Source organism: Streptomyces sp. NPDC007929, from assembly GCF_042959065.1.
GTDB lineage: Bacteria > Actinomycetota > Actinomycetes > Streptomycetales > Streptomycetaceae > Streptomyces.
Genome location: NZ_JBIBKD010000007.1, coordinates 522,541 through 547,424, shown reverse-complemented (window position 1 = coordinate 547,424; position 24,884 = coordinate 522,541). Strand labels below are relative to the sequence as shown.

The 24,884-nt window shown below is 72.2% G+C and carries 19 protein-coding genes and 2 pseudogenes; 4 read left to right on the top strand and 17 right to left on the bottom strand.

What is annotated here, in order from left to right; translation table 11 throughout:
- Positions 1 to 204 precede the first annotated feature (204 nt).
- Positions 205 to 765 (bottom strand): hemerythrin domain-containing protein, encoded by a 561-nt coding sequence (locus tag ACFZDE_RS25780; protein WP_391203516.1) that lies wholly within the window; start codon positions 763 to 765, stop codon positions 205 to 207.
- Between the two features lie 191 nt (positions 766 to 956).
- On the opposite strand from ACFZDE_RS25780, the gene ACFZDE_RS25775 reads away from it, so the two are divergent.
- Entirely contained in the window at positions 957 to 2,612 is a 1,656-nt protein-coding gene (locus ACFZDE_RS25775; protein WP_391203513.1) for a cytochrome b N-terminal domain-containing protein, read from the top strand.
- A gap of 6 nt (positions 2,613 to 2,618) precedes the next feature.
- On the opposite strand, the gene ACFZDE_RS25770 is transcribed toward ACFZDE_RS25775, so the two are convergent.
- The 9 genes and pseudogenes from ACFZDE_RS25770 to ACFZDE_RS25730 form a co-directional block, all read right to left on the bottom strand.
- Positions 2,619 to 3,632: an SDR family oxidoreductase gene (locus ACFZDE_RS25770; RefSeq protein ID WP_391203510.1), complete on the bottom strand. Its 1,014-nt coding sequence runs from the start codon at positions 3,630 to 3,632 to the stop codon at positions 2,619 to 2,621.
- Entirely contained in the window at positions 3,629 to 4,051 is a 423-nt protein-coding gene (locus tag ACFZDE_RS25765) for a cytochrome c oxidase subunit 4 (RefSeq protein WP_391203507.1), read from the bottom strand. The genes ACFZDE_RS25770 and ACFZDE_RS25765 overlap by 4 nt, the downstream gene beginning before the upstream one ends.
- Positions 4,048 to 5,788: pseudogene (ctaD, locus tag ACFZDE_RS25760) on the bottom strand (cytochrome c oxidase subunit I). The gene ACFZDE_RS25765 and the pseudogene ctaD overlap by 4 nt, the downstream one beginning before the upstream one ends.
- 773 nt (positions 5,789 to 6,561) lie before the next feature.
- Positions 6,562 to 6,660 (bottom strand): annotated as a pseudogene (locus ACFZDE_RS25755) (3-oxoadipate enol-lactone hydrolase); the annotation flags it as partial.
- Between the two features lie 345 nt (positions 6,661 to 7,005).
- Entirely contained in the window at positions 7,006 to 9,693 is a 2,688-nt protein-coding gene (locus tag ACFZDE_RS25750; protein WP_391203504.1) for an SWIM zinc finger family protein, read from the bottom strand.
- On the bottom strand, positions 9,690 to 12,548 hold the full coding sequence (locus ACFZDE_RS25745; protein ID WP_391203501.1) for an SNF2-related protein: 2,859 nt from the start codon (positions 12,546 to 12,548) through the stop codon (positions 9,690 to 9,692). The genes ACFZDE_RS25750 and ACFZDE_RS25745 overlap by 4 nt, the downstream gene beginning before the upstream one ends.
- A 216-nt stretch (positions 12,549 to 12,764) precedes the next feature.
- Positions 12,765 to 13,346, bottom strand: a complete 582-nt coding sequence (locus tag ACFZDE_RS25740) for a sugar kinase (RefSeq protein ID WP_390995148.1) — start codon at positions 13,344 to 13,346, stop codon at positions 12,765 to 12,767.
- Entirely contained in the window at positions 13,343 to 14,491 is a 1,149-nt protein-coding gene (locus ACFZDE_RS25735; protein ID WP_033306570.1) for an ROK family glucokinase, read from the bottom strand. Before ACFZDE_RS25735 ends, ACFZDE_RS25740 begins: the two co-directional genes overlap by 4 nt.
- Before the next feature lie 149 nt (positions 14,492 to 14,640).
- On the bottom strand, positions 14,641 to 15,378 hold the full coding sequence (locus ACFZDE_RS25730; protein WP_390996613.1) for a UTRA domain-containing protein: 738 nt from the start codon (positions 15,376 to 15,378) through the stop codon (positions 14,641 to 14,643).
- A 128-nt stretch (positions 15,379 to 15,506) separates the two neighbouring features.
- Here ACFZDE_RS25730 and ACFZDE_RS25725 point away from each other — a divergent pair, with 128 nt between their 5' ends.
- Positions 15,507 to 16,529: a Gfo/Idh/MocA family oxidoreductase gene (locus ACFZDE_RS25725; RefSeq protein WP_391203498.1), complete on the top strand. Its 1,023-nt coding sequence runs from the start codon at positions 15,507 to 15,509 to the stop codon at positions 16,527 to 16,529.
- Between the two features lie 16 nt (positions 16,530 to 16,545).
- Here the strand turns inward: ACFZDE_RS25725 and ACFZDE_RS25720 are convergent, their stop codons facing one another.
- Together ACFZDE_RS25720 and ACFZDE_RS25715 are read right to left on the bottom strand one after the other, a co-directional pair.
- On the bottom strand, positions 16,546 to 17,223 hold the full coding sequence (locus tag ACFZDE_RS25720) for a response regulator (RefSeq protein WP_391203495.1): 678 nt from the start codon (positions 17,221 to 17,223) through the stop codon (positions 16,546 to 16,548).
- 94 nt (positions 17,224 to 17,317) lie between these two features.
- Entirely contained in the window at positions 17,318 to 18,553 is a 1,236-nt protein-coding gene (locus ACFZDE_RS25715; protein ID WP_391203701.1) for a histidine kinase, read from the bottom strand.
- A gap of 216 nt (positions 18,554 to 18,769) precedes the next feature.
- On the opposite strand from ACFZDE_RS25715, the gene ACFZDE_RS25710 reads away from it, so the two are divergent.
- Positions 18,770 to 18,970, top strand: a complete 201-nt coding sequence (locus ACFZDE_RS25710) for a hypothetical protein (protein WP_390995140.1) — start codon at positions 18,770 to 18,772, stop codon at positions 18,968 to 18,970.
- Between the two features lie 39 nt (positions 18,971 to 19,009).
- Here the strand turns inward: ACFZDE_RS25710 and ACFZDE_RS25705 are convergent, their stop codons facing one another.
- From ACFZDE_RS25705 to ACFZDE_RS25695, 3 genes are all read right to left on the bottom strand, one after another.
- Positions 19,010 to 19,405 (bottom strand): ribonuclease domain-containing protein, encoded by a 396-nt coding sequence (locus ACFZDE_RS25705; RefSeq protein ID WP_390996606.1) that lies wholly within the window; start codon positions 19,403 to 19,405, stop codon positions 19,010 to 19,012.
- 106 nt (positions 19,406 to 19,511) lie between these two features.
- A complete protein-coding gene (locus tag ACFZDE_RS25700; RefSeq protein WP_391203491.1) occupies positions 19,512 to 20,138 on the bottom strand; it encodes a dihydrofolate reductase family protein in 627 nt (208 codons plus the stop codon).
- An 89-nt stretch (positions 20,139 to 20,227) separates the two neighbouring features.
- Positions 20,228 to 21,049, bottom strand: coding sequence for an AIM24 family protein (locus ACFZDE_RS25695; protein ID WP_391203488.1), 822 nt, complete (start codon positions 21,047 to 21,049; stop codon positions 20,228 to 20,230).
- Positions 21,050 to 21,197: 148 nt separating this feature from the next.
- Between ACFZDE_RS25695 and ACFZDE_RS25690 the strand changes: the two genes are divergently transcribed.
- The gene (locus ACFZDE_RS25690) at positions 21,198 to 21,941 is read left to right on the top strand and encodes an SDR family oxidoreductase (RefSeq protein WP_391203485.1); all 744 of its coding nucleotides are present in this window, start codon (positions 21,198 to 21,200) and stop codon (positions 21,939 to 21,941) included.
- Positions 21,942 to 22,217: 276 nt separating this feature from the next.
- On the opposite strand, the gene alc is transcribed toward ACFZDE_RS25690, so the two are convergent.
- Complete coding sequence (alc, locus tag ACFZDE_RS25685; protein WP_391203482.1) at positions 22,218 to 23,333, bottom strand: allantoicase; 1,116 nt, start codon at positions 23,331 to 23,333, stop codon at positions 22,218 to 22,220.
- Positions 23,334 to 23,371: 38 nt separating this feature from the next.
- Positions 23,372 to 24,712 carry an allantoinase AllB gene (allB, locus tag ACFZDE_RS25680; RefSeq protein WP_391203479.1) on the bottom strand — a complete coding sequence of 447 codons (1,341 nt, stop codon included), beginning with the start codon at positions 24,710 to 24,712 and terminating at the stop codon, positions 23,372 to 23,374.
- Positions 24,713 to 24,884: the final 172 nt, after the last annotated feature.

The window sequence follows — 24,884 nt, the reverse complement described above, 5'->3', positions numbered from 1 at the left end:
GGCTCCGCCCTTACAAACCGGGAGGCCCGTCCGGCCTAACGGCACGCAGTCGTTCCCCTCGTCCTCCCCGACCGCTCGCACGGGCGCATTGAAGCAAGGCGGCTCGCTGTCGGACCTTGTTCTGATGGCCGAGCACGACCGAGACGGTGTGCTTCGGTCCGGACGCGAGTTCCGGACGGCACCCGTGCGAGACCGATGTGCGCGTCAGTCCTTGCCACGCCCCGTCAGGGCATCCCTGATCCGGTCGACCATGCCGGCGCCGGGGGCCAGAAGCTTGTTGGCGGGCGGCGTGTCCGGAGCCGACGGATGCGGCCGGGTCGGAGCGGTCTTCTTCGCCTGACGAACCTTGTCCCCCAGGTTCATCAGCTGGTCTTCGGAAGCCGCCGAGCGCAGCCTCGGAAAGAGGTTGTCCTCCTCGTCCCGGACGTGCGAGCGGATCTCCGTCATCAGCTCGCCGATGAGGCGGTCGAACTCCGCGTCACCGGCATCGACGCCTTCGAGTGCCTTCATCGTCCGCTCGGCTCCGGCGTGGTCCTCGATCTCCTGGTCGGCGACCGCGTCACCGTCCGGCAGGAACTCACGCACGGCCGGGTAGAGGTACGCCTCTTCCGCGACCGAGTGCCGCACCAGCTCGATCACCGCCTGATCGGCGTAGTTCTTACGCTGCTCATCGCCCGAAGGCAGTGCCTCGATCTTGCCGAACAGTTCCTCGACCTCCTGGTGATCGGTCGTCAGTTCCGCGATCACATCTCCGCCGTGTCCCATGAATGCTCCCCTTCTTCGTGCTGCCCGGAACGCCTCGACCGTGTCCCCACGGCACCGCACCTGCAAACGGGGCAGGCATTCGGAGCACCGGGAGTCCACCGTGCGCACCCGTGCCGGCTGCAGTGCGATGGAAACCCGTCCTCGGGGTACGCCTTTTCCGATCTGTCCGCGAATCGTCGGGGGTGTTGCGTGTGCTGCTGTCCCGCAGCAGAGCACTGCTGAAGCAGAGGGCCGCAAGGGCGGCCGGGGAGGCCACGCTCCACCTCGACCGGCGCCTGCCCCTGGTGGACGTCGCACGCACCACACTGCGCAAGACCTTCCCCGACCACTGGTCCTTCCTGCTGGGCGAACTGGCGCTGTACAGCTTCGTCGTGCTGCTGGTGACCGGTGTGTGGCTGACGCTGTTCTTCCAGCCGAGCATGTCCGAGGTCGTCTACCAGGGCTCGTACGTGCCGCTGCGCGGCGTCCGGATGAGCGAGGCGTTCGCCTCCACCGTGCATATCAGCTTCGACGTTCGCGGTGGTCTGCTGATCCGCCAGATCCATCACTGGGCCGCACTGGTGATGGCCGCCTCCGTCGGCGTGCACATGCTGCGCGTCTTCTTCACCGGAGCATTCCGGCGGCCGCGTGAGGCCAACTGGCTGATCGGGCTCACCCTGTTGCTGCTCACGATGCTGGAGGGCTTCGCCGGCTACTCGCTCCCCGACGACCTGCTGTCGGGCACCGGACTGCGGACAGCGCAGGGCTTCGTGCTGTCCGTACCCGTGGTCGGCACCTACCTGAGCATGTTCCTGTTCGGCGGGGAGTTCCCCGGGCACGACATCGTCTCCCGGCTGTACCCCGTGCACATCCTGCTCCTGCCGGGCGCGCTGCTCGCGGGCGTAGTCCTTCACCTCATCCTGGTATTCCACCTCAAGCACACCCAATGGCCCGGCCCCGGCCGCACCAACCGGAACGTGGTGGGCAAGCCGATGTTCCCGCAGTTCGCCGCTCAATCGGTCGGCCTGCTGGCCATCGTCTTCGGGGTGCTCGCGGTCCTGGGGGCGGTCGCCCAGATCAACCCGGTGTGGAACTACGGCCCCTACCGGCCCGACCAGGTCTCCAGCGGTGCCCAGCCCGACTGGTACCTGGGCTTCGTGGAGGGCGCGATGCGGCTCCTGCCGGGGTTCGAGACCCGGTTGTGGGGCCACACCGTCTCCTGGAACCCGTTCCTGCCCGCCGTCGTCTTCCCGCTGCTGTTCTTCCTCGCGCTGTACCTCTATCCCTTCATGGAACGCTGGATCACCGGCGACAGGGACGAGCGGCACCTGTGCGACCGGCCGCGCGACGTCCCCGTCCGCACCGCCCTGGGCGTCGCCGGCCTCACCTTTTACGGACTGCTGCTCCTGGCCGGCGGCCAGGACATCCTCGCGCACGTCTTCGACATCTCGCTGAACGCGCTCACCTGGTGCCTCCGCGTCGCCGTCCTCGCCGGACCCCTACTGGCCTTCTGGCTCACCCGGCGGGTGTGCCTGGCCCTGCAGTGGCATGACCGCACGCGCCTTGGAAAAGGCAGTGAGACTGGAGACGTCGCGCAGTCGGTGGAGGGCGGTTATCGCGACTCCCACACTCCCGTCACCGCGCAGGCACGTCATGCTCTCGTTTCCCGAGACGTGCCCCGTCCGCTGCCGGCGCCACCGGTCGGCACGTCGACGGGTCGGCTGACCCGGCTGAGGTGGGCGCTCAGCGCCTGGTTCCACGGCGACCGGGTAGCGCTCCCCGGCGAGGACGCCCACGACGCCGACGACGGTGAAGATCGCGACGACGCGGCTCCGGCCGGCACGGGCGGGCGCGGCCGGAGCGAATGACGTGCCTCAGTGCCCGCCATGGCGGCGCAGCAACGCATATCCCGCGCCGGCGAGTCCCGCCACGGCCGCCGCCTTGCCCAGGTGATGGCGACTCGCCCACACCTGCGGGTCGAAGGAGTGGGCCTGGTCGTCGAACACGCCGTGGGCTCCGTAGTCCTCCTTTTCGTCCGCCGGCGCGAAGAGATTGCCGTGCCCTTCGGGCCGCGGACGGGCGTCCGTCTGCTGGGAGTCGATCCCCGTACGGGCCAGATAGCGGTCGAGCAGCCCGGGTACGACGGCGTTGGCCAGTAGTGTCAGCGCCGTGGACGTACCTACCCAGTACTCGCGTCGCTGGGGGTGGTCGGCGGCGCGCAGTACAGCGCGGGCGGCGACCTCGGGTTGGTAGATCGGAGGCACCGGCTGGGCGTGACGGGGCAGATGGGTACGCAACCAAGTGAACTGCGGGGTGTTGACGGCCGGCATCTGGACCATCGTGACGCGCACCCGGGACTTGTCGTGCAGCAACTCGCACCGCACGGACTCGGTGAACCCCTGGATGGCGTGCTTGGCGCCGCAGTACGCGCTCTGCAGCGGGATGCCCCGGTAGGCGAGCGCGGAGCCCACTTGCACCACCGCGCCGCTGTCCCGTGGCACCATGCGCTCCAGCGCGGCCCGGGTGCCGTGCACATAGCCGAGATACGTCGACCTCGTGGCCTGCAGAAACTCGTCCGGGGAAACGTCGGTGAACTTGCCGAAGGCCGCTGTGAAGGCGTTGTTCACCCAGACGTCGACCGGCCCGAGCTCCTCCTCGACACGGCGGGAGGCCGTCTCCACCTGGTCCCATTCCGTCATGTCGGTGACGATGGGCAACGCCTGCCCGCCGGCCGCCCGTACGTCGGCTGCGGCCGCATCCAAGCCGGCACGTCCCCGGGCCAGCAGTGCGACCCTGGCGCCGCGGGCGCCGAACATCGTGGCGGTCGCTCGCCCGATCCCGGCGCTCGCTCCAGTCACCACAACCGTCTGCCGTGTCTTGCCGTTCATAGCTCCTCCACACCGGTCGGGCGCACGGTTTCCGTCTCGCGTGCGCCGTACTGGAAAACGAAGCCCAAGACACCCGGGAGGAGCACCCCGGCGCCGATCAGGAACAGCCACAGTCCGTAGACCGCGCCCAGGCCGAGCAGCGCGGTACCCACCGCCGCCAGCACCGGGAAGGCGCTGTGCGGCGGAAAGAAGGCCACGGGCCCGGTGGCCTCGTGCACCGGGACGTCCTTGCGGTCCTTCGGCAGAAGCCCGTCCCTGCGGTGCCGGTACCAGAGGAAGAAGGCGACCAGGGCCGACATGAGGCACGAGACCACCAGAGCGGCGGTGCCCGCCGGCTCGGCCGAGAGCCACCCGTAGAGGGTGGCGCTGACGGCGAAGAAGAGGCTGACGCCCGCGAACAGAGCGGTCTCGGCCTTCACAGACGCTCTCCCTTCCCGGTCCCCTCGTCGGCCCCGTTGCCTGTCCGCCCCTGCCCGGCATCGCCACCGGACGGCGAATGGGAATGCGCGTGCCTGGCGTGCCGAGGGTGGTGCAGGTCGAACGCCGGCGACTCGGACCGGATCCGGGGCAGGGCGACGAAGTTGTGCTGCGGGGGCGGGCAAGAGGTCGCCCATTCGAGGGAGCGCCCGAATCCCCAGGGGTCGTCCACGGTGACCTTGAGCCCGTGCCTCGCTGTCTTCCACACGTTGTAGAGAAAGGGAAGTGTGGAGGCGCCCAGCAGAAAGGCGCCGATGGACGAGATCGTGTTGAGGGCGGTGAAACCGTCGGCGTCCAGATAGTCGGCGTAACGCCGTGGCATCCCCTCGGCACCCAGCCAGTGCTGCACGAGAAACGTCAGATGGAAGCCGACGAACAGAGTCCAGAAATGCATTTTCCCGAGCTGCTCGTCGAGCAAGCGGCCGGTGAACTTCGGCCACCAGAAGTAGAAGCCGGCGAACATGGCGAAAACGACGGTGCCGAAGAGCACGTAGTGCAGGTGCGCCACGACGAAGTAAGTGTCGGTGGTGTGGAAGTCCAGCGGCGGTGACGCCAGCAGCACTCCCGTCAGCCCGCCGAAGAGGAACGTCGCGAGGAAGCCCAGCGCCCCAGAGCATGGGCGTCTCGAACGACAGCGCACCGCGCCACATCGTCCCGATCCAGTTGAAGAACTTCACTCCCGTCGGCACCGCGATCAGGAACGACGCAAGCGAGAAGAACGGCAGCAGCACCGCACCCGTGGCGAACATGTGGTGGGCCCAGACGATCGCGGACAGCCCCGTGATGGCGACGGTCGCCCCGATCAGGCCGAAGTACCCGAAGACCGGCTTGCGGCTGAAGACCGGGATGACCTCGGTGATGATGCCGAAGAACGGTAGGGCGACGATGTAGACCTCCGGATGCCCGAAGAACCAGAACAGGTGCTGCCACAGCAGCGCACCCCCGTTGGCCGGGTCGTACACGTGGGCGCCGAAACGACGGTCGGCGAACAGCGCCAGGAGAGCGGCGGTGAGCACAGGGAACGCCAGGAGTACCAGGATCGACGTGAACAGCACGTTCCACGTGAAGATCGGCATCCGGAAGAGCGTCATACCGGGGGCCCGCAGGCAGATGACGGTGGTGATGAAGTTGACGGCGCCCAGGATGGTACTGAGCCCGGACACGACCAGTCCCATCACCCACAGATCGCCACCGGCTCCGGGGGTCTGCGCGGGCCCATTGAGGGGGGCGTAGGCGAACCACCCGAAGTCGGCCGCTCCGTTGTCGGTGAGGAAACCCGACACCACCATCAGGCCGCCGAACAGGTACACCCAGTAGGTGTAGGCGTTCAGCCGTGGAAACGCCACATCGGGTGCCCCGATCTGCAACGGCATCACCGCGTTGGCGAACCCCACGAACGTGGGGGTCGCGAACAGCAGCATCATCACCGTGCCGTGGACGGTGAAAAGCTGGTTGTACTGGTCCGCGGAGACGATCTGCAGCCCGGGCCGTGCCAGCTCGGCCCGCATCAGCATCGCGAGCACACCTGCGAAAAGGAAGAAGCCGAAGGCCGTCACCAGGTACATGTGGGCGATGACCTTGTGATCGGTGGTCGTCAGCCACCGTACCACGGCCCTGCCCTGCGCGAGCCGCTTCGCCGTCCCGTCCGACGTCCGCGCTCCCTCGTCCACCGCCGCCATGCGTGCCCCTTCTCGTCACCCGCTGGCCCGCGCGGTCCTTCCGGCAGGGCGCCCGGAGAGCCGACGTCAGTCGAAACATCCGACAACGGCGTGTAACCGATGCCGCCGTTCCGGAAACCTCACGAGTCACCGCGAGAGCCGGAGTACCCGCCGAAGAGGCTCCTGCACCCACGGCGTACGGCTCCGCCCACGGCTCCGCCCGGAGACGGGCGCATCTCGTCCCACGAGTTCGCACCAGTCGTCATCGGTCTCGGCCTGCTTTCGGCAGACGCACCAGGCACAGTCGCCGGCCGTTCAGCACCCCGACCGCATCATGATCACCGCTAGCTCAGACACGGACCTGCGAAACGCCTCACGGCCAGTTCAGACCCGAGCACAGCCGCGCCCCTGCAGTGAGACGGCGAGCGTCGAGGACCCCGTGCAGGCGTTCGGCTGGTCGAGATCGAGGAGCTACGACCTCGTTCGCCGCGGAGAATTCCCATGCCGCGTGCTGCCGATAGGCCGCACCGCCCGCGTCGTCACCGCCTCGCTCCTCCGCGTACTCGAGAGCGGCGAGCCGGAGTACAGCGAAGCCTCCAGTGCAAGCCCCAATCCGTCATGACCAACTGCACGACGACGTCCCGCCGCAGCAAGCCGACGGGGGTCCTCACATGTCACGAGCGATCACAAGCGGGTCACCAACCCCGCGGACCCACTCACGCCACAGGGCTCTGACCTGGATCTATGCGCTCACCCTGGATCAACTGGACGCCCGTGGACGGTTTCTACAACCTATGCCAGGTGGTACCCAGTGAGGGACCCAGGATCAGGACCGGAGCGTCTTCTGGCCCGTCAAAGCGGTATTGCAGGGTGTTCGACGGTGTCTCACTCACGCCCCAGACCCTCTCACGTCTCACGAAATCCCACACAGCCGGGGGAAGCCGACGGCTCGACGCATCCGTCCCCCGAGTTCTGCGAACCCTGACAGCGCCTGCCCAACAGAGCAGGTCCCCGGCGGGGCCCAGCCGTATCTCCCGTTCTCACACGGCGATCACGAACTGGGCGGGCCGTCCCGGACCAGGAAGCCCTGACCTTGGTCTCACTCACCGCTCCACGCCAAGCGCCGGAAAAGGCACCGTCGACGCGGGTCCCCGCCTCCTGACACCCGGCTCCCGGATGTCACCGGGGAACTCTCGCACCGCCTTCACGCAAATGCCCGTGCAACGCCCGGGGTTTGGTCAGAGGTCGCCCGGCAGCCCCAGGCCCGTGAGGGCGCCGACCGGGTCCAGGTCGGGGGTGCCTCTGGGCCACCAGTTGTCGCGGCCCGGCTCGGACTCGTACGCGTACCAGAGGCCGTCGCGGCCGAGGCGGAGCTGGAGGTGACCCCGGGGGTGGGTGAGGTGGTTGCGCCAGGGGCGGAAGGCGGGCAGATCGGCGGCGAGCAGCAAGGGGCGGGCCCGGTCGAACCGCCCGGCCGGCGGGTCCCACGGCTCCTCCAGTACGGCGAGGCCCTCCGGTCCGCCCTGGCGCCAGGCGGCGACCGCGCGGGCCAGATCCGACGGGGTACGGCCGGCCGCGGCGGCCAGGGACGCGTACAGCGACCGTGTCCCTGCGGTGAGCCCCACCCCGGGCCGGGCGGCGGCCAGGCGGACCGCGTCCTGCCAGAAGGTCAGCTGACCGACCGGGTCGCGGCCGGTGCCGAGCAGGGCGTGGGCCCGGGCGGCGGCGTCGGTGGCCAGCTGGTCCAGCGCGAAGGGGTCCGGGCCGCCCGGGGCCGCCGGGTAGGCCGGGGGCTGCTCGGGGTGGGCGGGCGGAGGCAGTGGGGCGGGAAGGGGCGCGAGGGCGCGCGAGGCGAGCACCTCGGTGGCCCGCACGCCGGGCAGGGGTGCCGGGCCCCTGTCCTGCACGGCGCGCGCGGCGCGGGTGGCGCTGAGCCGCGACAGCGCGTCGAGCAGCTCCCGCTCGCCCCGGCCGCGCAGCAGGAGCAGGACGAAGGGGTCGGCGTCGAGCAGCCGGGCCGTCTGGTAGCAGAGGGCCGCCGCGTGTTTGCAGGGGTGGCCGCGGTCGGGGCAACTGCAGTGGGGCTCCAGGTCGCCCGGGCCGGGCAGCAGTGGCACGCCGCACTCCGCGAGCGACTGGGGCATCTCCTTGTCCAGCAGTGCCGCGATGTGCCCGGGGCGGTCGGCTGCGGCGTCCAGGAAGCGGTCCCAGTCGGTGTCGCCGAGTGTGCGCAGCCGCACCTGGACGCGGTAGGGGCGGGGGCGGCTGCCCTGGACGTAGGCCAGCACGAGTCCGGGGGTCACGGTGATGGCGTCGACATGGCCCTGCCCCGCGTATCCCCGCCCGCGCTCCAGCCGCTTCACGTCCAACGCGCCCCGCTCCAGCGCCTCGACCCAGGCGTTGCCCCACCAGCTCTCGGCGAAGGGGCCGCCGTCCCGGGGTGGGAGGGGCGGGAAGGTGCGGCGGAGGTCGGTGTCCCGGGAGGGGGCGGCCATGGAGCGGGCCGACCGGGGGCGGGGTGCCGAGGTGGGGGGTCGGGGTGGGGTGGCGTGGGTGAGCGGGGCGTCGTGGTGGGGGGTGGGGGCCGGATCCTGGTCGGTCCGGCCGTTGCCGGGCGGGGCGGGGGCCGGGTCCCGGGCGTCCGGGGCATTGGTTCCGGTGGCCGGAACGGTCGCGTGGGTCCCGGGGGTCGGAACGGTCGCGTCGGTTCCGGCAGTCGGAACGGTCGCGTTGGTTCCGGCGGTCGGAACGGTCGCGTCGGTTCCGGCGGTCGGGGTGACCGTGTGGGTCCCGGCGGTCGGGGTGACCGTGTGGGTCCCGGCGGTCGGGGTGACCGCGTGGGTCCCGGCGGTCGGGGTGACCGCGTGGGTCCCGGCGGTCGGGGTGACCGCGTGGGTCCCGGCGGTCGGGGTGACCGGGATGATCGGGGTTTTGGGCCGGAGCCCCGGGCTCCCGGCGCGCTCGGGCGCGTCCGGGCTGGGTGCGGTCGGGTCGTGGCCGCTGTCCGGCGTTTCCCGGCTCGCGGGGGCCGACCCGTTCCCACTGTCCGGCGTTTCCGGACTCGCTGGGGCCAACCCCTGCCCGCTGTCCGGCGTTTCCGGACTCGCTGGGGCCAACCCGTGCCCGCTGTCCGGCGTTTGCCGGCTCGGTGCGGCCGGGCCGTGCGGCAGGTCGGTCATATGCGTGGGCCGGGTCTCCTGCCCGGCAGTTCGCTCCTGGTCGTCCGAGGGCTCGTCCGTCAGGCTCGGCATCCGGAAGGCGTCGGACAGCAACTGCCGTACGTCACGCGCACCCCGGCCCGGGGCGTCCGCGCCCGCTCGTCGCGCGGCCGCCGCCCTGGCGTCCACGGCGCTCTGCCGGGCCCGGCGCCTGCGGCGGGCGCCTTCCCGTTCGGTCTCCTCCCGGGCCCGCCGCGCGTCGTCCCGCGCCGCACGCAGCGCCTCGCGCGCGACGTCCGCCGCCCGCGGTTCGGAGGCCTTACCGGCCGAGCTGGTCTCCTCCGGGCTGGTCAGCGGGCCTTCAAAGTCCTGCGGAGGCGGCTGCACAGCCGCCGGGGTGTCCTCGGGCGCATCGGCGTTGTGGGGCGCGCCATCGTCTTGGGGCGCCTCTGCGCTGTCCGGCGCGCCGACCGCGTGGAGCGCGTCCACACCCTCCGGATCCGGCCCGTCATCCGTACGGGTGTCAGCCGTGTCCTCACGCCCACTCCCCCGCTTCTCCGACACCGCCCTGCGCAGCGCCTCACGGGCCGCGTCGGCCGGGCCGGCGGGCTCGGGGGAGGCTCCCCCGGCCGGGGACGGATCCGGGCGGGCCGGGTCCTGGGCTGCCCGCTCGCGGGCCTCGCGCAGGGCGCGCCGGGCCGCGTCGGCCGGGCGGGGGCTCTTCGCGTCGTCGCCGGGGGCGGCCGCGTGGTCCTCGCGGGGTGTCATGACGACCTCCGCAGGGACACCAGGTCGGTCAGCTCCCGGTTCGTCAGTTCCGTGAGGGAGGACTCGCCGGAGCCGAGGATCGCGTCGGCCAGCGCGCGCTTGGACTGGAGCATCTCGGCGATGCGGTCCTCGACGGTGCCCTCCGTGATGAGGCGGTGCACCTGGACCGGCTGGGTCTGGCCGATGCGGTAGGCGCGGTCGGTGGCCTGTTCCTCGACGGCCGGGTTCCACCAGCGGTCGAAGTGCACGACGTGGCCCGCCCGGGTGAGGTTGAGGCCGGTGCCGGCCGCCTTGAGGGAGAGGACCAGCACCGGCGTCGAACCGGCCTGGAAGCGGTCCACCATGCGCTCCCGCTCGGGCACGGGCGTGCCGCCGTGGAGGAGGTCGACCGGGACGGCGCGGGTGGCCAGGTGGGAGGTGATCAGGCGGGCCATGCCGACGTACTGGGTGAACACGAGGGCGGACCCGTCCTCGGCGAGCAGGGTGTCCAGCAGCTCGTCCAGCAGGGCGAGCTTGCCGGAGCGGGCGGCGAACCGGTCGCCGGCGGCCGGGTTGGGCTCCTCCTTGAGGAACAGCGCGGGGTGGTCGCAGATCTGCTTCAGCGAGGTGAGGAGCTTCAGCACCAGGCCCCGGCGGGGCATGCCCTCGGCCGTCTCGATGGCGAGCATCGACTCGCGGACGACCGCCTCGTACAGCGCGGCCTGTTCGCGGGTGAGCGGCACCGGGTGATCGGTCTCGGTCTTGGGCGGCAGCTCGGGCACGATGCCCGGGTCGGACTTCTTGCGGCGCAGCAGGAAGGGCCGGACCAGCCGGGCCAGGCGCTCCACGGCCTCCTCGTCCTCGCCGTTCTCCACGGCGCGCGCGTGCCGGGCGCGGAAGGACTTCAGCGGGCCGAGCAGGCCGGGGGTGGTCCAGTCGAGCAGGGCCCACAGCTCGGAGAGGTTGTTCTCGACGGGCGTGCCGGTCAGGGCGACGCGGGCGGGGGCCGGGATGGTGCGCAGCGCCTTGGCGGTGGCCGAGTAGGGGTTCTTGACGTGCTGCGCCTCGTCGGCGACGACCATGCCCCAGGCGCGGTCGGCCAGGGCGGGGGCCGCCGAGCGCATGGTGCCGTAGGTGGTGAGGACGAAGCCGCCGTCCAGGTCGTCGAGGCTGCGGTCGGGGCCGTGGAAGCGGCGGACGGGGACGCCGGGGGCGAAGCGGGTGATCTCCCGCTGCCAGTTGCCCAGCAGGGAGGCCGGGCAGACGACCAGGGTCGGTTCGCTGCGGGCCCGCCTCAGGTGCAGGGCGATGAGGGTGACGGTCTTGCCGAGACCCATGTCGTCGGCGAGGCAGCCGCCGAGCCCGAGGGAGGTCATCAGGTCGAGCCAGGCCAGGCCCCGCAGCTGGTAGTCCCGGAGGGTGGCGTGCAGGCCCGGGGGCGGTTCGGCCGGGCGGATCCCCGCGGTGAGGCGGTCGCGCAGGGCGGCCAGCGCGCCGACGGGGACCGCCTCGACGGTCTCGCCGTCCACGTCGGCCGTGCCGGTGAGGGCGACCGACAGCGCGTCGACCGGGTCGAGCAGGCCCAGATCCCGTTTGCGGGCCTTGCGGACGAGCGCCGGGTCGACCAGCACCCACTGGTCGCGCAGCCGGACGACCGGGCGGTGGGCCTCGGCGAGGGCGTCCATCTCGGTGTCGGTGAGCGGGTCGCCGCCGAGCGCCAGCTGCCAGCGGAACTGGAGGAGGTCCTCGCTCTCGAAGAAGCCGGTGCCGTCGGTCGCCGAGCCGGGGGCCGGGCGGACCACCGCCGCGGCGGAGAGGTCCTGCGCGAGGTCACGCGGCCAGTGCACGGCGACCCCGGCGGCGGCGAGCCGGGTCGCCGCGACACCGAGCAGGTCGCTCAGTTCGTCCTCGGTCAGGGCCAGCACGTCGGGCACGTCCTGGTCGGCGAGCCGGTCGAGCGGCGGCCAGACGCGGGCCGCGCGGCGGACGGCGAGGGCCGCGTCCACGCGTGCGCGGGGCCCGAAGGCGTCGGCGGCGGCGCCCGCCCACAGCGCCGCCGCGTCGGCCACGAGGGTGGGGTCGGCGAGGCTGTGCACCTGGACGATCGCGGCTCCGGCGCTGCGGACACCGCGGGAGGCGTTGTCGAACAGGTCGTACGCCGACAGGTCCAGCCGGAGCGAGATCCGCACGCCGGCGTCCATGCCGGCGGCGACCTCGGCGGCCCAGTCGTGGGCGGCGGGCAGCCGCTGGGCCTCGCGGGCGGCGAAGGGCCGGCCGGAGGTGTGGGGCGCGGCCGGGGTGCGCGGCAGGGTGTCGGCGACGGCGTCGAGGAAGGCGCGTACCAGGGCTTCCGGTTCGGGCAGCCGGAGCGGGCCGGGGCCGGGCAGCGGCACGGCGTGGCCCTCGTAGGGCAGGGCGGCGGCCACCGCGCGCAGGTGTGCGATGTCGTCCGGGTCGAGGGGGCCGGCCCGCCAGGCGTCGTGGCCGGTGGCGGTGAGGCCGGGCAGCAGCCGACCGCGGGCGGTCAGCCGCAGGGCGTGCAGGGCGGCGGCGCCCCAGCAGGCCGTGGCGGGGTGGGCCGCGGGGTCGTGCCGGGCGCGCACGAGCAGGGGCAGGGCCGCGTCGAGCGGGAGGGTCAGCGCGGGGGTGGTGTGCCGCCGGACTCCGGTGGCGCCGTGCCGTCGTACGACGGTCAGCTCGGTGGCGTCGGCGTCCGCAGGGCTTTCCGCTTCCCCTGGGGGCAGGGGTTCGCCCTCGGGGTCCCAGAAGGCGATGCGGCCCTCGCGCGGGAGGGGTGCGGGCAGGAAGACGGCGGGGAGCCGGACCGGGACCGCCGCGTCCCCCGCCCGCTCGGCCGCCTGGGCCGCCTGTCGCATACGTCCTGCCACCTCCCGCCCCGCGTGTCGGATCAGTTGTCTCCGACTCTACGGGCGGGGTCTGACAATCGGCCCCGACGCCGGGCCCGGGGGCTCCCGACAGATCTCCACGGACCCGCACCCCCCTGAGGCACCGCCCTCTCCCGACGGGTCTCCGCGACCCGCGCCGCCCTGAGGCACCGCCCTCTCCCGACGGACCTCCGCGACCCGCGCCGCCTAGGGCACGGTCCGGCCCACGACGTACACCCACGGGTACGCCGGGTTGGACAGGTCCACGACCACGTCATGGGTGGGTGCCGGGTTCTTCTGCCGGTGGACGAAGCCGTACCAGGAGTCGTTCGTGGCGAACTTCCAGCCGGTGATCTTCCGGTCGCGGGCGCCGATGGCGATGTGGCCCTGCTTCAGGTCCTTGCGGGTCACGCCCAGGCCGGTCAGATAGGCGTCCAGACCGGCCGCGTTGGTCTCGAACTGGGTGTAGAGGCGGCTGGTCTTCCAGTTGTTGGTCTCGTAGTACGCCACGTGCCAGGCCGGGTGCGGGACGGGCACCTGGTAGATCCGGCGCTGGAGCTTGGAGGGCCAGCCCTCGGTCAGGCCGGTCGCGGAGTACTTGGCCTCCTTGTCCTTGCCGCTGTCGCGGCTCTGGTTCGCGGAGATCACGAGGTAGCCGGCCGGGATGCCGATGAGCAGCACGATGATCAGCAGGGTGAGGGACCTGCGGCGGATCATGTGACGGCGGTCCTCGGCCGGACGGTCCGGCTCGTCGGGCCAGGGGCCCTGGTGGGGCAGGGAGGCGGTCACGGCGTCTCCTGGGTACTGCGCAGGGACTGCGTGTACCGCTCGTAGCGCTCGAAGCGCTCCACGCGGCGGCGCTTGGCCCGGCGGAAGCGGCGGGCGACCAGCCGGGCGAGGTCGGCGGCGCCGACCATGCCCGCCTCGGGGCCGAGCTGGGCGCGGACGATGCGGGCCTCGGGGCGGTACCCGCGACCGGTGAGGTGCCGCTTGAAGGCGTCCCGGGCGGGGCCGATCAGCAGGTCGTCGGCGGCCGAGACGCCGCCGCCGATCACGAAGCAGGAGGGGTCGAGGGCGGCGGCGAGGTTGGCGATGCCGACGCCGAGCCACTGGCCGATGTCCTGGAGCAGTTCGATGCACATGGCGTCGCCGTCGCGGGCCAGCTCGGTGATCATCGGGCCGGTGATGTCGCCGATGCTGCCCTTGACGTGCTCGATGATCCCGTACGCGACCGGCGAGTCGGCGGCGGCCAGCTCGCGGGCCTCGCGGACCAGGGCGTTTCCGGAGCTGTACTGCTCCCAGCAGCCGCGGTTGCCGCACGGGCAGCGGTGACCGCCGGGCACCACCTGCATATGGCCGAACTCGCCGGCCACACCGTACTTGCCGCGCTTGACCTGGCCGTCCTCCAGGATCGCGCCGCCGATGCCGGTGCCGAGGGTGATCATGACGAGGTGGTCCTCGCCGCGGCCGGCACCGAAGCGCCACTCGGCCCAGGCTGCGGTGTTGGCGTCGTTGTCCACGAGGACCGGGACGGACAGCCTGCCCGAGAGGCGGTCGCGCAGCGGTTCGTTGCGCCAGGAAAGGTGGGGGGCGAACAGCACCCGGTTGCGGTCGGCGTCCACCCAGCCGGCCGCGCCGATGCCGACGGCGTGCACGTCGTGCCGGTCGGAGAGGTCCAGGACCAGCTCGGCGATGGTGTCCTCGACGACCTTGGGGCTCTTGGACTTGTCCGGGGTCTCCGTGCGGAGCATCTCCAGGATGTTGCCGTCGGCGTCGACGACACCCGCCATGACCTTCGTACCGCCGATGTCGATGCCGACCGTGGGCACGCGGGGGGCCGTCAGGTGCGAGCGGCGCTCCCGGGTGCCGACGGTGCGCAGGGCCGTGGCACGGCGGGAGCCGATGGGGGCGGTGAAGTCGCGGTAGGTGCTCATCGCCGCCGATTCTGCCTCACGGCGGGGTGGTGTGCGGAGCGGGGCGGGGGCGGGGTGGTGCGGATCATTGCCGGGTGCCGGTGAGTGGTCCGTTGCTCGCGCCCACGCGGCGGAGCCGCACATCAGCACAGCCCCGCGCCCCTGAAAGATCAGGTGCGAACCAGCAACTGGAACTCGAACGAATAGCGCGTCGGGCGGTAGGTGTGTGTGCCGTATTCCACTGCTCGGCCCGTGTCGTCGAATGTCACCCGCTGCATGGTCAGCAGCGGGGCCCCCGCTTCTTCGGCGAGCCGCTCCGCCTCCTCCGCCGTCGCCGCCCGGGCGCCGATCGACTGGCGGGCGCTGTGCAGGGTGATGCCCGCCGACCGCATCAGACGGTAGAGGCCGGTCGTCTCCAGCTGGCCGGTGTCGAGGTCGATGAGGCCGGGGGGCAGGAAGTTGCAGAGGTAGGCCATGGGCTCGCCGTGGGCGAGGCGGAGGCGCTCGACGCGGTGGACGTCGCTGTCCTCGGCGACACCGAGGGCGGCGGCGACCTCGGCGGAGGCGGGCACGAGCTTGTTGACCAGGACCCGGGTGGCCGGGCGCTGACCCGCCGCCTCCAGGTCGTCGTAGAGGCTGCTGAGCTCCAGGGGGCGTTTGACCTGGCTGTGCACGACCTGGGTGCCCACACCGCGGCGGCGTACGAGGAGGCCCTTGTCGACGAGCGACTGGATCGCCTGGCGGACGGTCGGCCGGGACAGGCCGAGCCGGGCGGCGAGCTCGATCTCGTTGCCCAGCAGGCTGCCGGGGGTCAGCGTGCCGTGCTCGATCGCGGCCTCCAGCTGCTGGGACAGCTGGAAGTACAACGGCACGGGAGAGCTGCGGTCCACACTCAGCTCGAGCTGCACGGTCGGGTCCACTTCTGGTTTCGGCACGGGCCGAGCGTAGCTCCGTGCGTTGTTGACGGGAAGTCGTGTAGTCAGATTGTCCGGACATTCCGATTGACAGCGGGGGGCTGGGCACGCACTTTGTTTTCATGCGCATCGGCGTCATCGGTACGGGCCGCATCGGCACCCTCCACGCGAACACGCTCAGTCGGCATCGCGACGTCGGATCCTTGATCCTCACGGACGCGGACGCCGCCCGGGCCCAGGAACTGGCGCACCGGCTGGGCGAGACGGTGGCTCCGGGCGTGGAGGAGATCTTCCGCTGGGGCGTGGACGCCGTGGTGATCACGACGGCGACGGCGGCCCACGCCGAACTGATCGGCCGGGCGGCACGCTCGGGTCTGCCGGTGTTCTGCGAGAAGCCGATCGCGCTCGATCTGCCGGGGTCGCTGACGGCGATCGCCGAGGTCGAGGCGGCCGGGACGGTTCTCCAGATGGGCTTCCAGCGCCGCTTCGACGCGGGCTACACGGGTGCGCGCGAGGCCGTGCGGTCCGGCCGGCTGGGGCGGCTGCACACCGTGCGGGCCCTGACCAGCGACCAGGGGCCGCCGGACGCCGCGTGGCTGCCGCTGTCCGGCGGGCTGTACCGGGACACCCTGATCCACGACTTCGACGTGCTGCGCTGGGTGACCGGGCGGGAGGTCACCGACGTCTACGCGGCCGGGTCCGACGCCGGTCCCCGGATGTTCCGCGAGGCGGGCGACGTCGACACCGCGGCCGCGCTCCTCACCCTGGACGACACCACCCTCGCCACGCTGACCGCGACCCGGATGAACGGGGCCGGCTACGACGTGCGCATGGAGCTGGCCGGGGAGCGCGACCAGATCGTGGTCGGCCTGGACGACCGTACGCCGATCGCGTCCACCGAGCCGACCGGGCCGCCGGCCGCCGACAAGCCCTGGACGGGCTTCCTGGAGCGGTTCGGCCCCGCCTACGAGGCGGAGCTGAACGCGTTCGTCGAGGTCGTCCGGGGCGAGCGGGCCAACCCCTGTGACGGGCGCGAGGCGCTGCAGGCGCTGCGGATCGCCGAGGCGTGCGAGCTGTCGCGGCGCGAGCGCAGGCCGGTGCACCTCGCGGAGATCGCCGGCGGTTCCCCGCCCACGGTCGCCTGACGCCGGGCCCCGGCGTTCAGTGCTCTTCCCGCTCCTCCTCCAGCAGCCCGGCGTCGTGGGCGAGCAGCGCGATCTGCACCCGGTTGTTGAGGCCGAGCTTGGCCAGGATGCGCGAGACGTGCGTCTTCACGGTGGCGACGCTCATGAACAGGCCGGTGGCGATCTCGGCGTTGGCCAGGCCCCGGCCGACCGCGACGGCGACCTCGCGCTCACGGTCGTTGAGGACGGCGATGCGGTCGCGGGCGCGGATACGGCGGTTGTCGGGGCCGGTGCCGGCGGCGTGCCGCATCAGCTGGCGGGTGACGGCGGGCGACAGGACCGGATCACCGGCCGCGACGCGGCGCACCGCCGCGATGATCTCGGCAGGCGGGGTGTCCTTGAGGACGAATCCGGCGGCGCCCACGCGCAGCGCGCGCAGCACCTGCTCGTCGGCGTGGAAGGTGGTGAGGACCACCACCTGGGGGGCGTCCTCGCGGGCGCGCAGCCGCTCCGTGGCCGTGAGACCGTCCACCGCCGGCATCCGGATGTCCATGAGCACGACGTCCGGGCGGGTGCGTTCGACGAGAGCCTCCACCTCGGTACCGTCGGCGGCCTCACCGACGATCTCGATGTCGTCGGCGCCGCCCAGCATGAAGGACAGCCCGGCCCGCACCAGCGGATCGTCGTCGACGAGGAGCAGTCTGATCGCAGTCATGGGCCTTACGTAATCACGTCCGGGGCGGGCCGCGGCCTCGGACGGGCGCCGTCAACGCCCGGCGCCCGAGCGGGGGTTACGGGCCGACGCGTGCTCACGGCCACGGCAGCCACGCGCGCACCCCGAACCCGCCCCCGGGCGTGGGCCCGTGCTCCAGCCGTCCGCCGGCGAGGTTCGCCCGTTCCGTGAGGCCGATCAGGCCCTGCCCGGAGCCGGGGACGTGCGGCACCTCGCCCACGGGCGGCGGGTTGTGCACGTGGACGGTGAGGCCGGTGCCCGGCGCGCCGGTGACGGCCACCGTGACCTCCGTGCCGGGGGCGTGCTTGCGGGCGTTGGTCAGACCCTCCTGGGCGATCCGATAGGCGGTGCGGCCGACGGAGGACGGGACGGCGGCGGGGTCCTCGACGCGCTGGTCGAGGACGACCTTCATCCCGGCCTCACGGGACTCCGCGACCAGCGTCTCGAGCCCCGCGAGGGTCGGCTGCGGCCGGCCGGTGTCATCGGGTTCGCCCGCGCGCAGCACACCGATGATCTCCCGCAGGTCCTGCAGCGCCTCGTGCGCGCTCTCCCGGATCACGCCCGCCGCCCGCGCGGTCTGCGCCGGGGGCGCGTCGGGGCGGAACTCCAGGGCGCCCGCGTGCACGCTGAGCAGCGTCAGCCGGTGGGCGAGCACGTCGTGCATCTCCCGGGCGATGGCCTCGCGGGCGAGCCGCTGCGCCTGTTCGGCCCGCAGCAGCGCCTCGGTCTCGGCACGCCGGGCACGGTCCCTGAGGCTCACCATCAGCTGCCGTTTAGCCCGTACGAACATGCCCCAGCCGACGATCGCCATGGTGAGCACCACCGCGAAGGGAACGCTCACCAGATAGGGGATGTCCGCGTCGGGGCGCATCCAGTAGTACAGCGGCACCAGCGCCACGTTGACGCCGCCCACCCAGGCCACGTACCGGAAGGGGCGGTGCACGGCGAGGGTGAACAGGGCGATCAGGCCCGCGCCGCCCGAGGTGTCCGAGAGGAGGGAGAGGGGCGTCATGACCACGGCCAGCCCCAGCGGCCAGCGGCGCCGCAGCCAGACCGCCGCGCAGGCCAGCGCGCCGATCACCTGGTCGACGGCGGCGAGCCCGGGCGGCACGTGGGGATTGTCGGCGAGCGCCTCCATGGCGGTCGCGCCCACCAGCACGGCCAGCAGGAAGCAGGAGAAGTCGACGACCCAGTCGCGCGCGGTGCGCCGGGGCCGCCGCCCGGCCCGTGCGGCGTCCGGGTCGAGTTCGTGCAGGAGCGCCGACGGGAAGAACCATCTGCGCCCGGTGAGGAGCGCGGGCGTGGCTCCCACCGGTACCGGGGAGGCATGCCCCACGTCGTCACCACTCACGGCGACAAATCTACGCAGCCGGAGCCGCTGCCGGCCGTCCTCGGGCGGGATCGTCGACCAAAGTCGCCGGGCCGCAGACTTTCGATGCGACCGTGGTCCCGGAGCGGGGACTTCCGTCCCGGGGTGCTCGTCCCGCGGGCGATGTGCGTGGGGGGTCCGCGGGACGAGGCTGGTGGCATGAAGCAGGTACTGGAAATTCTCGGCTTCCTCGCCCTGGTCCAGGGCGTGGCGGGCCTGGTGCACGAGTTCACCGACTGGAACTGGGGCCTGGTCCAGCGCCTGGGGTTCCTCGACGGCTACGAGATCTACGCGAGCGTCACGCTGCTCGTGCTGGGCGTGGCCCTGTTCGCGGCGGCCGGGAGCCGGAGGTCCGTCTGAGCTGTCTACGGACGTCCGGCCCGCGGCCGGCGTCAGGGCTCAGCAGCCGTAGTCGACCAGGTCGAACGAGTCGTAGTGGTCGGCCGTGTAGTAGTCCTCCTGGTTCTCCTCACCGGTGACGATGCGCCGCGCACCGCGGTCGGAGGAGCCCGGGGTGATGACCGTGTACTCGTGGTAGTAGCCGGAGGACTGGCTGGGCAGGATGCCCTCGCGGTTCTGGAAGACGGTGCCGTCCTGGTCGTAGGGGTAGGGGCCGCCCTGCTCGATCAGGTCGAGCGTGTCGTGGGCCTGGGACGGCAGGTTGCTGTAGCAGATGTCACCGACGGCGGTGGGGGCCGCGTCGGCCGTGGTGGCGGAGACGGCTCCGCCGACGAGGAGTGCGGATACGAGGGCGGCTGCTGCGCCGAGCCGCGAGGCGCGTGGGGGGAAATTCATGTCGTTCATGATGACGCGCGTAGACGCTGGCATGTCAATGACAAGCCAGGAGAATTTCCTGTGAAGCCCCATGCGTTCGCGGGAAGTTCACCGGCCCGCGGCGCCCTCACGCGTCGTCCGGCAGGCCGAACTCGCCGTACTCCGGACGGCCCTTGAGGTCGTACGTCTGGATCGATACGCCCCCGCCTGTGACGCTCCCTCCGGTGTGCTCGAACGCGGTCGGTGTGGAGCCCTCCGGGAACAGCCGGAACCCGGAGCCGAGCACGACCGGGAAGGTCAGCAGGTGCAGGGTGTCCACGAGGCCGAGTGCCAGCAGGGAGCGGACGAGGGCGCCGCTGCCGTGCACCTGGACCTCGCCTTCGGTGCGCTCCTTCACGGCGGTGACCTCCTCGGCGAGGTCGCCACGGAGCACGGTCGTGCCCGCCCAGCCCGGGTCCGTCAGGGTCGAGGAAGGCACGTACTTCGGCAGGGAGTTGAGCCGGGAGGCGACCGGGTCGTCGGGGTCGGTCACCTTGGGCCAGTAGGTGGCGAAGATGTCGTACGTACGGCGGCCGAGCAGGAAGGCGCCCGGGCGGGTGAAGACCTCGCCGATGAACCGGCCGAAGTCCTCGTCGGCGTACGGGAAGCTCCAGCCGCCGTGGGTGAAGCCCCCGCGGGTGTCCTCCTGTGGCCCGCCGGGGGCCTGGTAGACGCCGTCGAGGGTGACGAAGAGGGTGGAGACGAGCTTGCCCATGGTGAGTGCCTGCTTCCGGGTGTGGGGTCCGATGCCATCACTTCAGACCCCACCGGCACCCGCAACTCATCGCTGGGCCGGACGCCCGTTCACTGGGCGTTCGTGGAGAACAGCCCGCCCGTCGGACCCTGCTTGTCGCCGCCCTGGGCCTTGCGCAGGGCGTTCGCGAGGCTCTCGATGGTGAGGGACTGAAGGATCACGCGGCCGTCGCCCTCCAGGGTGGCCAGGGACAGGCCCTCGCCGCCGAAGACCGCGTTCATCACGCCCTGGCGGTTGAGGCCGCCGACGCGCTGGACGCCGTACCGGATGCCCTCCTCGAAGGCGACGACACACCCCGTGTCGACCTCGACGCGGCCGCCGAAGTCGGCCGGGTTCAGGTCGATGAAGTTGCCGGCCCCGGCGATGATCACCGTGCCGCGCCCGGTGAACTTCTCCAGGACGAAACCCTCACCGCCGCTGCGGCCGGTGCGGCCGCCCTGGAAGGCGATGCCGAAGTCGACGGTGGACTCGGCGGCCACGAAGGCGTCCTTCTCGGCGAACCACGCGCGCGTGCCGTCCAGTTCCAGCGCGCGCATCTCCCCGGGGAGCACCCCCGCGAAGCCGACGGTGCCCTCGCCGCCCTGGGTGGTGAAGTACTGGAACGCCAGCGACTCCCCCGCGAGGGCGCGCTGGCCTGCCTGCATGGCCGTGCCCATGGCCTGGCGCAGCAGACCGCCCATGCCGCCCGAGCCGCCGCCGGGCTGCGACTGCTGCCCGCCCCCGCCCGACGGGCCGCCCAGGCGGGTCTCCATGGTCACGTTCGTGGTCTTGAACAGGAACTTCCCGGCCTCGCAGTACACCGTCTGACCGGGCTGCAGGCTCACGACCGCCATCTGCGTGGCGTTGCCGACGATCTCTTGCTGAAGGGTCACGACCGGAGAACGCGGAAAGCGGATGGAAAGGTTCCGCAGGTACGCCGGATGCCGCCGGACCAGGTGTGCGAGATCCCGGCGCGGGCCCGGCGACGTCGACGTCCGTTCGCCGCCAGCGCTGGTGCCGTGCGGCCGCTGGGATGGACCCATGACTTCTCAGGGAACACTGGACGGCAAGGTGGCGCTCGTGACCGGCGGGAGCCGTGGCATCGGCGCGGCGACGGCGGTGCGGCTGGCGCATGAGGGCGCGGACGTGGCCGTCGGCTATGTGAACGGCAAGGAGGCGGCCCAGGACGTCGTACGGGCCGTGGAGGCGCTGGGGCGCCGGGCCGTGGCGCTGCGCGCGGACATGGGCGACGCAGCGGAGGCGGCCGGGTCGGTGGACGCGGCGGCACAGGCACTGGGCAGGCTCGACATCCTGGTCAACAACGCGGGCGTCGGGGTGCTCGGTCCGCTGGACACCCTGTCTCTCGCGGACGTGGACCGGGTCCTCGACGTCAACGTACGGGGTGTCTTCCTGGCCTCCCAGGCGGCCGCCGAGCGACTGCCCGAGGGCGGCCGGATCATCACGATCGGCAGTTGCATGGCCCAGCGGGTGCCAGGCCCGGGCGGGACCCTCTACGCGACGAGCAAGGCGGCCCTGGCCGGTCTGACCAAGGCACTGGCCCGGGAGCTGGGCGGGCGCGGGATCACGGCGAACCTGGTCCTTCCCGGCCCGATCGACACCGACATGAACCCGGCGGACGGCCCGTACGCGGCCGGGCAGGCGGCGATGACGGCGCTGGGACGGTTCGGGACGGCGGACGAGGTGGCTTCCATGGTCGCCTACCTGGCCGGGGCGACGTATGTGACCGGGGCGGAGTTCTCGGTGGACGGTGGGCACGCGGCGTGAGGCACAGGCGCTCCGCACGGCGCGCGCCCCCTGAGGACGAATGGGCGCGTGCTCCCGGAGGACGTATAGGCGCGTGCTCCCGGAGGACGAATGGGCACGTGCCCCCTGAGGCCTAACCGCGCGTGCCCCCTGAGGGCGTGCGGGGCGCCTGCGCCGCGAGGTGCATGGGGGCGCGGAGTACGCGCGCCGCGAGGTGCGTGGGGGCGCGGAGTACGCGCGCCGCGAGGTGCGTGGGGCGCGCCGGTGCTGTCCGGACGGCGCGCCCCACGGGACGGGTCAGCCGCCGAGCTCCTGGTGGCGGGCCGCCAGCCGGCTCGCGCCCTCGGGGGTCAGGGAGCCGAACAGGCGGAGCCTGGAGATGCCGCCGTCGGGGAAGATGTCCACGCGCGCGTGCGTGCCGACGGCCGGGGCCGGGAGCACGAAGCGGTGGTTGGTGTCGGGCTGGAGGCGGGTGCGGGGCAGGATCTCCCGCCACTCGCCGTCCTCGCCGTCCTTGACGGACACCGAGGCCCAGCCGGCGCTGTTGCCCTTGAGGTAGGCGGTGTCGATCTCCAGGGCGCGGACCTGGGCCTGGGCGGCGAGCCGGTAGCGGATCCAGTCGTGGCCCCGGTCGCGTCGGCGGCGGGTCTCCCAGCCGTCGTCCATCTTGCGGGAGCGGCCCGGCTGGATGGTGTTGGAGGCGGGCGAGTAGAAGAGGTTGGAGGCGTCCTCGGCGCGGCCGCCGTTCTCCAGGGCGACGACGTCGAAGGTGCCCAGCGCCTCAAGCCACGCGGGGTCGGGGACGACCTCGCCGTGGACACGCAGGCGGGCGATGCCGCCGTCGGGGTGCTGGTTGACCCGCAGGTGTGTGAAGCACTGCTCGGCGGCGACGGCGAACCCGTTCGCCGCGTGGCCGCCGACGGCGGTGCGCGGGACGAGGGTCGTCCACTTCACGTCGCCCCCGAGGAGTTCCTCCGGCGACGGTGAGCCCGGTACGCAGGTGCCCTCGACGGACACGGCCTGCGGGTAGTTGCCGCGGAAGTGGGCGGTGTCGACGATGATCCCGCGGATCACGCCGGGCGCGCCGAGGCGGACCAGGGCCCAGTCGTGGTCCTCGGCGGTCGGCCAGGGGTGGTCGGCGGAGGCACCCCGGCGGCGGCGGGTCTCCCAGCCGTCCATGATCTTGCCCTTGTGGCCGAAGTGCTCGGGGTCGAACTCGGCGGGCTCGGGCACCAGCAGGTTCTCGCGCTGGGCGAAGAACTCGTCGTTGGCGGCGATGACACCGGCTCCGAGGCGCCGGTCGGCGAGGTCGGTGTACTGGGTGAAGGGGAAGTCGGCGGTGCGGTAGTCCGCGTACGGGTCGCCGCCTCCGTAGGGGTTCGCGTCGCCGGTGAAGCTGGGAATCGCCGTCACGATGATCAGGTCGTCCTTTCGGGTGTCCGGGCTGGGAGTCAGTTGGTCCGGGTGAGGAGCCGCCCCTTCGGTTCGGTGAACTCGCTGTCCGCGACGATGCGCTGCCCGCGCAGCCAGGTCGACTTCACGACCCCGTGCAGGGTCTTGCCCGCGTAGGCCGTGACGCGGTTGCGGTGCTGGAGTGCCACCGGGTCGACGGTGAAGGTCTCGTCGGGGGCGAGGACGGCGAAGTCGGCGTCGCGGCCCACCGTGATGGCGCCCTTGCGGTCGTCGAGGCCGACCAGTTCGGAGGTGCGCGCGGACATCCAGCGCACCACGTCCTCCAGGCCGTGCCCGCGCCTGCGGGCCTCGGTCCACACCGCGGCCAGGCTGAGCTGGAGGCCGGAGATGCCGCCCCAGGCCGTCGCGAAGTCGTCGGTCTTCAGGTCGGCCGTGGACGGGGAGTGGTCGGTGACGACGCAGTCGATGGTGCCGTCGGCCAGCGCCTGCCAGAGCAGGTCCTGGTTGGCGGCCTCGCGGATGGGCGGGCAGCACTTGAACTCGCTGGCGCCGTCGGGGACTTCCTCGGCGGTGAGGGTCAGATAGTGGGGGCAGGTCTCCACGGTTATGCGGACGCCCTCGGCCCGCGCCTCGGCGATCATCGGCAGGGCGTCGCTGGAGGACAGGTGCAGCACGTGCACGCGCGCGTGGAGGGCCTTCGCCTCGCGGATGAGCTGGGCGATGGCGGTGTCCTCGGCGTCCCGGGGGCGGGAGGCGAGGAAGTCGGCGTACTTCGGGCCCGGCTGCTGCGGGGCGGAGGCGAGCAGGTGGGGGTCCTCGGCGTGCACGATGAGCAGGCCGTCGAAGGCGGCGATCTCGGCCATGGTGCGGGCGAGCGGGTCGCGTTCCAGATGTGGGAACTCGTCCACGCCGGAGGGCGACAGGAACGCCTTGAAGCCGAAGACACCGGCCTCGTGCAGCGGGCGGAGCTCCTTGATGTTGCCCGGCAGGGCGCCGCCCCAGAAGCCGACGTCGATGTGCGCCTTGTCGGCGGCGACCTGCTGCTTGGTCCGCAGATGGGGGACGGTCGTGGTGGGCGGGAGGGAGTTGAGGGGCATGTCGACGAGGGTCGTGATGCCACCGGCCGCCGCGGCGCGGGTGGCGGTCCAGAAGCCCTCCCACTCGGTGCGGCCGGGATCGTTGACGTGCACGTGGGTGTCGACCAGGCCGGGCAGCAGGACGTGGTCGCCCAGGTCCTCCAGGTGGGCGCCCTCGGGGACGGGGGCGTCGTGCGGGAGGACGGCGGTGATCGTGCCGTCGGTCACCGCGACGGACGCGGCGCGCGTTCCTTCGGGGGTGATGACTCGCGTCGAGCGCAGCACCAGTTCAGCGTCGGACACCCGAACCCCTTACTTCCAGCCACTTCCACGTAACGGAATTCAACTTTCTGTTGAAGGAGTCTTCACTCCCTCTTCCGCGCCGTCAAGGGCACACTTGACGGCGGCGCCCATCCGGTGAAACTCCTGGACGTTTCCACAAAGCGGAATTAAACTTCCAGCACGCAGAACGTAG

Coding starts and splice junctions, on each gene's coding strand:
- ACFZDE_RS25780 (WP_391203516.1), bottom strand. CDS start 765: ATGGGACACGGCGGAGATGTGATCGCGGAACTGACGACCGATCACCAG.
- ACFZDE_RS25770 (WP_391203510.1), bottom strand. CDS start 3,632: ATGAACGGCAAGACACGGCAGACGGTTGTGGTGACTGGAGCGAGCGCC.
- ACFZDE_RS25750 (WP_391203504.1), bottom strand. CDS start 9,693: ATGACACCCCGCGAGGACCACGCGGCCGCCCCCGGCGACGACGCGAAG.
- ACFZDE_RS25745 (WP_391203501.1), bottom strand. CDS start 12,548: ATGCGACAGGCGGCCCAGGCGGCCGAGCGGGCGGGGGACGCGGCGGTC.
- ACFZDE_RS25735 (WP_033306570.1), bottom strand. CDS start 14,491: ATGAGCACCTACCGCGACTTCACCGCCCCCATCGGCTCCCGCCGTGCC.
- ACFZDE_RS25725 (WP_391203498.1), top strand. CDS start 15,507: ATGCGCATCGGCGTCATCGGTACGGGCCGCATCGGCACCCTCCACGCG.
- ACFZDE_RS25720 (WP_391203495.1), bottom strand. CDS start 17,223: ATGACTGCGATCAGACTGCTCCTCGTCGACGACGATCCGCTGGTGCGG.
- ACFZDE_RS25710 (WP_390995140.1), top strand. CDS start 18,770: ATGAAGCAGGTACTGGAAATTCTCGGCTTCCTCGCCCTGGTCCAGGGC.
- ACFZDE_RS25705 (WP_390996606.1), bottom strand. CDS start 19,405: ATGAATTTCCCCCCACGCGCCTCGCGGCTCGGCGCAGCAGCCGCCCTC.
- ACFZDE_RS25700 (WP_391203491.1), bottom strand. CDS start 20,138: ATGGGCAAGCTCGTCTCCACCCTCTTCGTCACCCTCGACGGCGTCTAC.
- ACFZDE_RS25690 (WP_391203485.1), top strand. CDS start 21,198: ATGACTTCTCAGGGAACACTGGACGGCAAGGTGGCGCTCGTGACCGGC.